The organism is Kitasatospora sp. NPDC056181 (assembly GCF_042266225.1).
GTDB lineage: Bacteria > Actinomycetota > Actinomycetes > Streptomycetales > Streptomycetaceae > Kitasatospora.
On the sequence record NZ_JBHJUK010000223.1, the window covers coordinates 1 to 10543 of the forward strand.

Sequence of the window (10543 nt, forward strand, 5' to 3'; positions counted from 1 at the left end):
GACCCGCACCCGCGGGTCCCGCCCGGAGCCGTGTCCGGTGCTACTGCCCGCCCAGCCACCGGGCGATGGACTCCCAGGCCAGCTCCAGCATCTCCGGGCGCGCCATGTCGGAGTGGCTGCACGGCAGGCCCACCGTGGTCAGCCGGCCGGACAGGTACGGCTCCCAGAGGTCCGCCTGCCGGGCGCCCGGCTCCTTCCCCTCCTCGGCGACCAGCAGCAGCGTGTCCCCGTCGAAGCGTCCGAAGCCGTGCCCGGCCCGGATCGCCGCGTTGTTGCGGTACACCCCCGCCATCAGCGCCAGCTCCTCGTCGGAGAAGCCGGCGAGCAGGTGGCCCAGCTCGGCGCGCATCCGCCCGGTGAGCGCGGCGACGGCCCCGGCGTCGTCGCCGGTCCCCCCGGCCGGGCCGCCGGGCACCGCGGGGGCGTCCGCCGGGTCCGGCGGGTAGGCGTCCATGAGCACCAGCGCCACCTGCTCGCCCTCCGCGCGCAGCCGCAGCGCGATCTCGTGCGCCGGAGTGCCCCCGAAGGACCACCCCACCAGGTGGTAGGGCCCGTGCTCCTGCACCGAGCGGATCCGCTCGACGTACCGCGCGGCCATCTCCTCCACCGAGGAGGCGAGTTCACCGCTGCCGTCGATCCCGTCGGCCTGCAGCCCGTAGAGCGGGTGGCCCGGCGGGACGAAGCGCGCGAACGGCAGGTAGCACCAGCCCAGCCCGCCTCCGGGGTGGACGAAGAAGAAGGCCGGCCGGGAGCCGCCGGTCCGGATCGGCAGCAGCGCGCCGAGCGAGTCCCGGACGGAGGAGAGGTTCAGCGTGGCCATCAGCCGGGCCGGCGTCGGGTGGGCGATGAGGTCCCGGACCGACACCGACACCCCGCGCTCCCGCAGCCGCTCCATCAGGGAGACCGCCAGCAGGGAGTGGCCGCCGAGGGCGAAGAAGTCGTCGTCCACCCCGACCGCCGCAACCCCGAGCACCCGGGCGAACGCCTCGCACACCGCCTCCTCCAGGGCGCCCGCGGGCCCCCGGCCGCGCTCCCCGCCCGCACCCGCACCCGCGCCGGGGTCCGGCACCGGCAGGGCCGCGCGGTCGAGCTTTCCGTTGACGGTCAGCGGCAGCGCGTCCAGCACGACGACGGCCGACGGCACCAGGTGGGCGGGCAGCCGCTCCTGCAGGAACTCCCTGAGCAGGGCGGGGAGTCCGCCGCCGTCGGGCCCGGCGGCGCCGGGCGCGGGCACCGCGTAGGCGACCAGGCGCCTGTCGCCGGGGGCGTCCTCGCGCACCACCACCGCCGCCCGGGCCAGGCCCGGATGGGCGGACAGCACCGCCTCCACCTCCCCCGGCTCGATCCGCATCCCACGGATCTTCACCTGGTCGTCGGTGCGGCCCGCGAACACCAGCTCGCCGCGGGGCGTCCAGCGCGCCCGGTCGCCCGTGCGGTACATCCGGGCGCCGGGCCCGCCGAACGGGTCGGCGACGAAGCGCTGCGCCGTCAGGCCGGGCCGCCCCAGGTACCCCCGGGCCAGACCGGTGCCGGCCACGTACAGCTCGCCGGCCACGCCCACCGGCACCGGGGCGAGGGCGTCGTCGAGGACGTACACGCGGGTGTTGACCACCGGCCCGCCGATCGGCACCTCGGGGGCGTCGGCCTCGCACCGCCACAGCGTCGCGTCGACGGTCGTCTCGGTCGGGCCGTAGGAGTTGAACATCCGGCGCCCGCGCGACCAGCGGGTCGTCAGCTCCGGCCCGGTCGCCTCGCCGGCCACCACGAGCACCACGTCCGGGCCGATCGAGCCCTCGTCGAGGGTGGCCAGCACCGCCGGGGGCAGCGTCACGTGCGTCACGCCGCCCGCGGCCAGGAACTCGGGGAGCGCCCGGCCGAGCCGCTGCTCCTGGGGCACCACCACCAGGGCCGCCCCGGTCAGCAGGCCCATGAACCACTCCCACCCGAAGGTGTCGAAGCTGGGCGACGCGAACTGCCCCACCCGGGAGCCCGGCCCCACCCCCAGATCGCGGACGTGGCCCGCCACCAGGCTCGCCACACCGGTGTGCGACACCACCACGCCCTTGGGACGGCCCGTCGACCCCGAGGTGTAGATCACGTACGCCGGGTGCGCCGGCGACAGCGGCGCCGTGCGCTCACCGTCCGCCGGGGCGGCGGTGCCCAGCGCGTCGAGGTCCCGGACGGTCTGCGGCGCGTCGAGGACCAGCACCGGCCCGGGCACCGCCCGCGCCGTCGCGGCCGTCGCCAGCACCACCGCCGGCGCGGCGTCCTCCACCATGAAGGCGATCCGCTGCTCCGGGTAGGCCGGGTCGAGCGGCAGGTACGCGCCGCCGGCCTTCAGCACCCCGAGCAGACCCACCATCAGGTCCACGCCCCGCTCCAGGCAGAGCGCGACCAGCGACTCCGGGCCCACGCCGCGGCTGATCAGCAGGCGGGCCAGCCGGTTCGCCCGCGCGTCCAGCTGTGCGTAGGTCAGCTCGACCCCGTCCGCGACCAGCGCGATGGCGTCCGGCGTCCGCGCCACCCGGGCCTCGAACAGGCCGGGCACCGTCGCCACGGCGACCTCGGCCGCCGTGTCGTTCCACTCCGTCAGCAGCCGGTCCCGCTCGTCGGCGTCCAGCACGGCAACCGCGCTCAGCCGGGTGTGCGGCTCCTGCTCCAGCGCGTCCGCGAGCCCGGTGAGGCAGGTGCGCAGCAGGCGGCACAGCTGCTCGGCGTCGGCCCCGGGCACCGCATCGACGGTCAGGCCGAACCCGGTCCCGGCGTCGTCGACGGCCACGGCCACGGGGTAGTTGGTGCTCTCCCGGGTGAGGAGCGTCCTGATGCCGTCGAAGCCGGCGGTGCCCGCTCCGTCGGGGGTGCGGGCGCCGCTGCGGCCGTGCCGGTAGTTGAGGATCGAGGTGAACAGCGGGCTCGACCCGGGCACCGCACTGGCCTGCTGGGCGAGCGAGAGCGGCGCGTGTTCGTGCACCAGCAGCTCCGCCAGCTGGTGGCGCAGCCCGGACAGCGCCCCGGCCACGTCCACGCCGCGGGTGCGCACGCGCACCGGCAGGGTGTTGAGGAAGAGGCCGGGCACCCGGTCGGAGCCGGCGCCGGCGTTCATCCGGCCGAACAGCACCGTGCCGAAGACGACGTCGTCGCGGCCGCTGACCGCCGCGAGCACGCGGGCCCAGGCGAGGTGGAAGAGCGTCGCCGGGCTGACGCCGAGCGAGCGGGCCGCCTCCCGCAGCCGCTCGTCGAGTCCGCCCTCGATCAGCTGGTGGGCGCGGACGGCGCCGCTGCCGTCCCCGTGGACGTCCAGCAGGCCGTACGGCGCGGTGGTCTCCTCGACGTCGCCCAGCAGGCCGGTGAAGTACCGCTCGTGCTCCTCGCGCGGCACGCCGAGGCGGGCCTGCGCGACGAAGGTGCGGAAGGGCAGCGGCTCGGGGAGGGTGTCGGCGCGGCCGGAGAGGATCGCGTGGAGTTCCCCGAGGAGCACGTCCTGGGTGGTGTGGTCCTGGACGAGGTGGTGGATCTTCAGCAGGACCAGCCACCGGCCGCTGCCGGGTTCGGCGGCGGTGTGCACCCGGATCAGCGGGGCGCGGCCGAGGTCCATGCGGCCGGCGGCGGCCTCCTGGAGCTGCCGGCGCACCGGCCGGTCCGGGTCGGCCGTCAGCTCCTCGACCGGGAGCGGCGCCCGTCGTACGACCACCTGGACGGGTTCGGGCAGGCCCTCCCAGACGATGGCGGTGCGGTAGATGTCGTGCCGGTCCACCACCTGCTGGAGCGCGGCGAGGAACGCGTCCAGGCGCTCGCGCGTGTCGAAGGCGACCAGGGTCGGCGAGGCGTACACGTCCGCGCCGCGGTCGGCCTGGAGCAGGTGGTGGAAGAGGATGCCCTCCTGGAGCGGTGCGAGCGGGTAGACGTCCGCGATGTTCGCCGCGCCTCCCGGGATCCGCGCCGCCAGGCGGGCGATCGCGGCCTCGTCCAGGTCCACCAGCGGCAGCATGCCGGGCGTGATCTCCTCGGCGCCCTCGGGGATCAGGTTCGGCGGCACCTCGATCTGCTCGGGGGCCGCGACCGCGGCCAGCCCGGCCGGTGTCGGCGTCTGGAAGAGCGCCCGCACCGACACCGCGACGCCGCGGGTGCGCAGCCGCTCCACCAGGGAGACCGCCAGCAGGGAGTGGCCGCCCAGGGTGAAGAAGTCGTCGTCGACGCCGACGCCCTCCACGCCGAGGACCTCGGCGAACGCCGCGCAGAGGATCTCCTCCTGCACCGTCGCCGGGGCCCGACCGGCTCCCGCCGTGGCGAACCCGGGGGCGGGCAGGGCCGCGCGGTCCAGCTTGCCGTTCGCGGTCAGCGGCAGGGCGTCGAGCACGACGACGGCGGCGGGCACCAGGTGTTCGGGCAGCCGCTGGGCCGTGAACTGCCGGACGGAGGCGGGCAGTTCCTCGCCGGCCGAGTCGGCGGCGACCACGTAGGCGACCAGGCGCGGCTCGCCCGGCGTGTCCTCGCGGGCGACGACCGCCGCCTGGGCGACCTCCGGGTGCGCGGCCAGCACGGCCTGCACCTCACCCGGCTCGACCCGGAAGCCGCGGATCTTCACCTGCTGGTCCGCCCGGCCGGCGAAGACCAGCTGGCCCCCGCGCGTCCAGCGCACCCGGTCGCCGGTGCGGTACATCCGCCCGCCGGTCCCGAAGGGGCAGGCCACGAAGCGTTCGGCCGTCAGCGCGGGGCGTCCGCCGTAACCGCGGGCCAGCTGCGCACCGGCGATGTAGAGCTCGCCGGTCACGCCCGCGGGCACCGGGTTGAGGGCGTCGTCGAGGACGTAGACCCGGGTGTTGGCCGCCGGGGTGCCGATGGGCACGACGCCCCCGGCCGCCGACTGCGGGGTGAGCCGGGTGGTGGTGACGCCGATGGTGGTCTCGGTCGGCCCGTAGTGGTTGAACACCGGGCGGTCGCCCGCGGCCTCCAGCAGCGCGGTGACCAGGTCCGGCTGGGCGGCCTCGCCGCCCAGCACCAGGGCCCTGGCCGGCAGCACGCCCCCGGCGCCGCGGACGGCGGCCAGTGCGGCCAGGTGCGAGGGCACCGCCTTCAGGTAGTCGATCCGGTGCTCGGCCAGGTAGTCCGAGACCGCCGCCGGGTCGGTGACCGCCTCCGCGTCGAGGATGTGCAGCTGCCCGCCGCTGGTGAGGCTGGCGAAGACCACGGTGTTGCCGAGGTCGGTGGCCTGGGCCTGGAGCAGCGCGTAGCGCCCGCCGGGCGCGCCCAGGCCGAGCCGGGCGGGGACCGAGCCGGTGTAGTTGGCCAGCGCCTCGTGGGTGACCTGCACGCCCTTGGGCCGGCCGGTCGAGCCGGAGGTGTAGATGACGTAGGCGAGGGCCGCGGGCGCCACCGGCACCCCGGGCGCGGTGGCCGGCGCGGCCGCCAGCCGCATGCGGACCGGCGCGTCGTCCACCGCGACCAGGCGCACCCGGCCGGCGGGCAGCTCGTCCAGGATCTCCTCGGTGGTGAGCATCAGCACGGCCCGGCTGTCGCGCAGCAGGTACGCGATCCGCTCCGCCGACTGCTCCGGGTCCACCGGCAGGTAGCCGGCGCCGGCCTTCCAGACCGCCAGGATCGCGGCGATCATCTCGGCCCCCCGGCCCAGCCCGAGGGCCACCACCGATTCGGCGCCGACCCCCTGGCCCACCAGGTAGTGCGCCAGCCGGTTCGCCCGCTCGTCCAGCTCCGCGTAGGACACCTCGGCGCCGTCGCACACGACCGCCACCGCGTCCGGGGTGCGGGCCGCCTGCGCCTCGAAGGCCTGGTGGACGGTCAGCCGCGGTGGTTCGGCGGCGGTGGCGTTCCACTCCTCGACGATGCGGCGGCGTTCGGCCGCGTCGAGGACGTCCACCGCGGCGATCCTGGCGGCGGGGTCGGCGGCGAGCGCGGCCAGCACCGTCACCAGGCAGTCCGCGATGCGGCGCACGGTGTCGGCGTCGAAGAGGTCCGCCGAGGCGTTGACCATGCCGCCGATCCCCTGCGGGTCGCCCTGCGGCCCGAAGGACTCGGCGATGGTCACGCCCAGGTCGAACTTGACGGCGACCTCGTCGGCCGCGAGCCGGGTGGCCCGGAGGCCGGGCAGGGCCGGCACGGGCGCACCGGCCCCGGTCACCGTGCCGGTGTTCATGGTGAGCATCACCTGGAACAGCGGGTGGCGGGCCTGCGAGCGGGCCGGGGCCAGCTCCTCCACCAGGCGTTCGAACGGCACGTCCTGGTGCGCGAAGGCGCGCAGCCCGGTCTCGCGCGCCTGGCTCAGCAGGTCGGCGAAGGTCGGGTCGCCGGACAGGTCGGTCCGGATGACCAGGCTGTTGACGAAGTTGCCGATCAGGTCGTCCGCGGCCTCGTCGGTGCGTCCGGCGACCGCCGTGCCGATCGGGATGTCGGTGCCGGCGCCCAGCCGGGACAGCGTCACCGCCAGGGCGACCTGGAGGACCATGAACGGGGTCACCCCGCGTTCGCGGGCGACCTCCCCCAGCCGGGCGTGGACCTCGGCCGGGACCCTGAACTCCAGGACGTGACCGCGACGCGAGGGCAGCGCCGGGCGCGGCCGGTCGGCCGGCAGCACCAGCTCCTGCGGCACGCCCGCCAACGCCTCGCGCCAGTAGGCGACCTGGCGGGCGAGCAGGCTCTGCGGGTCGTCCTCGTCGCCGAGCAGCCCGCGCTGCCACAGCGCGTAGTCGGCGTACTGCACCGGCAGCGGCGCCCAGTCGGGGGCCCGGCCCGCCAGCCGCGCCGTGTACGCCGTCGTGACGTCCCGGGCCAGCGGCTCCATCGACCAGCCGTCGCCCGCGATGTGGTGCACCACCACCGCCAGGAGGTGCTCGTCGGGGCCCGTCTCGAACAGCCAGGCGCGGACCGGGACCTCGACGGCGAAGTCGAAGGCGTGGCCGGCCGCCCGGGCGACGGCGGCCGCGGCCGGGTCGGTGGCGGTCGCGAGGCCGTTCGGTGCGGCGGCGGGCTCCCGGAGGTCGACGAACTCAAGCTCCCAGTCGAGCTCGTCGAGGTCCAGCACACGCTGGTACGGCTCGCCGTCGACCACCGGGAACACCGTCCGCAGCACCTCGTGACGCCCGAGGACGTCCCGCAGCGCCGCGTTCAGCGCCTCCCGGTCGAGCCGGCCGGACAGCCGCAGCACGGTGGGGATGTTGTAGGTGGCGCTGGGGCCCTCCAGCTGGCCGATGAACCAGAGCCGGCGCTGCGCGTAGGAGAGCGGGACCCGCTGCGGACGCGGCCCGGCCGTCAGGGCCGCACGGGCCGCACGGGCGGGGTCCAGCCGGGCGGCGAGCCCGGCCACCGTGGGCGCCTCGAACAGTGCGCGCAGCGGCACCTCCGTACCCAGCACCGTCCGCACCCGGCTGATCAGCCGGGTCGCGAGCAGGGAGTGCCCGCCGAGCGCGAAGAAGTCGTCGTCGACACCGACGGCGGGCAGGCCCAGCACCTCGGCGAACGCGCCGCAGAGGATCTCCTCCTGGAGCGTGGCCGGGCCCCGCCCGGCACCGGCCGGGGCGGCGTGGCCGGGGGCGGGCAGGGCCTTCCGGTCCAGCTTGCCGTTGACGTTCAGTGGCAACGCCTCCAGCACCACCACGGCCGACGGAACCATGTGGTTCGGCAGCTTGAGCGCGCTGAACTCACGTACCAGTGAAGGAAGTCGGGCTTCTCCGCCGGGCTCGGCGGGGACGACGTAGGCGACCAGGCGCTTCTCGCCGGGGGTGTCCTCCCGCGCGACGACGGCCGCCCGGGCCACCGAGGGGTGGGCGGCCACCACGTCCTGGACCTCGCCCGGCTCGATCCGGAAGCCGCGGATCTTCACCTGGTCGTCCGCCCGGCCCAGGTACTCCAGCCGTCCGGCCGCGTCCCGGCGCACCAGATCACCCGTGCGGTACATCCGCGCGCCCGGCTCGAAGGGGCACGCGACGAACCGCTCGGCGGTCAGCGCCGCCCGGCCCAGGTAGCCGCGGGCCAGGCCCGCCCCGGCCACGTACAGTTCGCCGACCGTGCCGACGGCGACCGGACGCAGCCCGTCGTCCAACACGTAGGACCGGGTGTTGGCCATCGGCCGGCCGACCAGCGGCTGCTCGCTGTCCGCGGTGTCCGCCCACAGGGCGTCCACGCTGCACTCCGTCGGCCCGTACAGGTTGTAGCAGAGCAGGCCGTCGACCGACCGGACCCGCTCCCACAGGGCCGGTCCGGTCGCCTCACCGCCCAGGAGCAGGACGGCGGGGAGCGCGGCGGGGTCGTCCAACAGCCCGTGCTCCAGCAGTTGTTCGGCGTACGTCGGCGTGGTGTCCACGACGTCGATGCCCTCGGACCGCACGTACCGCACCAGTGCGGGCGCCTCGCGGCGGACGTCGTCCGGCACCAGGTGCAGCTCGTGGCCGGCGACCATCCAGAGGATCTCGTCCCAGCTGGCGTCGAAGGAGAGCGAACCCGTGAGCGCCACCCGCATCCGCCGCCCGGCGCGGGCGATCATCCCGGCGTGGTGGCCGGTGTACAGGTTGGCCAGGCCGGCGTGCGGCACCGGCACGCCCTTGGGGCGGCCGGTGGAGCCCGAGGTGTAGATGACGTACGCGGGGTTCGCGGGCAGCGGCGCCGTGCGCTCGTCGTCACCGAGGGCGCCGGCGGGCAGGGCGGCCAGGAGCTCGGCGGTGCGGGGGGAGTCCGGGAGGACCACGACCGCCGCGGCGCAGCGTGCCGCCGTGGCGGCGGTCGCCTCGTCCGCCACCACCACGGCCGGCGCGGCGTCGGCCAGCATGGCGGCCACCCGGTCGGCCGGGTGGTCCGGGTCGACGGGCAGGTACGCCCCTCCGGCCTTCAGCACGGCCAGCAGCGCCACCACCGAGGTGAGGCCGCGTTCCACCAGCACCGCGACGACCGACTCCGGGCCGACACCGTGACCGGCCAGGTGGCGGGCCAGGCGGTTGGCCCGGGCGTCCAGGTCGGCGAAGGAGACCCGGGTCTCCCGGAAGACCAGCGCGGTGGCGTCCGGCGTCCGGGCCGCCTGGGCCTCGAACAGCTCCGTCAGGGTCGCGCCCGCACTCTCGGCCGCCGTGTCGTTCCACTCGACCAGCTGGCGGTGGCGCTCGGCCCGGTCGAGCACGTCGACGGCGCTCAGCGGCCGGTCCGGGCCGCCGTCCAGGGCCTGCTCCAGTGCGGCCACCAGGTTCCGGGTGACCGCGTGCAGCTGGGCGCCCACCACGGCCGGGTCGATCGGGTCGAGCGCGTCGACGGACAGGTGCAGCCGGCGCCCGTCGTCGTCCACCGAGACGGAGAGCGGGAAGTTGTCGCGCTCGTGGGTGAAGACCGTCCTGACCCCGTCGAGGCGCCCGGCGCGGGACTCGCCGTCGCGGCCGGTCTCCGTGGGGAGCTCGGCCACGTCGCGGCCGGTCTCCGTGGGGAGCTCGGCCACGTCGCGGCCCGGATTGTGGCGGTAGTTGAGGAGCGAGGTGAACAGGGGCGAGTCCCCCGGGACGCCGCTCGCCCGCTGAGCGACCGCGAGCGTGGCGTGCTCGTGTTCCAGCAGTTCCGCCAGCTGCCCGCGCATCGCGTGGACGGCCGCCAGCGCACCGTTGTGGTCGACGAGGGCGCGCACCGGCAGGGTGTTCATGAACGGGCCGGGGACACGGTCGGAGCCGGCGCCGGCGTTCATCCGGCCGAACAGCACCGTGCCGAAGACGACGTCGTCGCGTCCGCTGACCGCCGCCAGCACGCGCGCCCAGGCGACGTGGAGAACTGTCGCGGGGCTCGCCCCCGCACGCCGCGCCGCCTCGCGCAGCCGGTCGGCCAGCTCCGGAGCGACCTCCACCGTCCGCCGCACCAGCGCCGCACCGTCGCCGCGCACGTCCATCAGGCCGTACGGCGCGGTGGGTTCGCTCACGTCGCCCAGCAGCCGTGCGAAGAACCGCTCGTGCGCACCGCCGTCGGCCCCGGCCCGGGCGTGCGCCACGAAGTCGCGGAACGGCAGCGGCGCGGGCAGCGTGTCGCCGTGCCCGTCCACGAACGCCCGGACCTCACCGAGGATCACCGCCAGGGCCGTGTGGTCCTGCACCAGGTGGTGCATCCTCAGCAGTGCCAGCCACCGCCCGTCCGGCCCCGCCGCCACGTGCAGGCCGAGCAGCGGCGCCCGTCCCAGGTCCATGGACAGCCCGGTCCGGGCCAGCAGCTCACGCGCCGCGTCCGCCGGGTCCGCCTCGCGGCCCGCGTCCAGTGCCACCTCCTCGACCGGCAGCACCGCGTGGCGCCACACCACCTGCACCGGCTCGCGCAGCCCTTCCCAGACGACGGCCGTCCGCAGCACGTCGTGCCGGTCGAGCACCTGCTGGAGGGCGTCCGCGAATCCGTCCAGACGGGCCCGCGAGTCGAACTCCAGCACGGTCGGCAGAACGTAGGCGTCCTCGCCGCCCTCCGCGAGGAGGTGGTGGAAGAGCAGGCCTTCCTGGAGGGGGGCGAGGGGGTAGACGTCCGCGATGTTGGCCGCGCCGCCGGGGACGGCCGAGGTGATCAGGTCGATCTCGGCCTGGTC

The 10543-nt window shown here is 76.0% G+C and carries 1 protein-coding gene; it reads right to left on the reverse strand.

Annotation, left to right across the window (positions count from 1 at the left end):
• Nucleotides 1-40: 40 nt before the first annotated feature.
• Nucleotides 41-10531: an amino acid adenylation domain-containing protein gene (locus ACFC1F_RS40805; RefSeq protein WP_376166558.1), complete on the reverse strand. Its 10491-nt coding sequence runs from the start codon at nucleotides 10529-10531 to the stop codon at nucleotides 41-43.
• Between the last annotated feature and the right edge of the window lie 12 nt (nucleotides 10532-10543).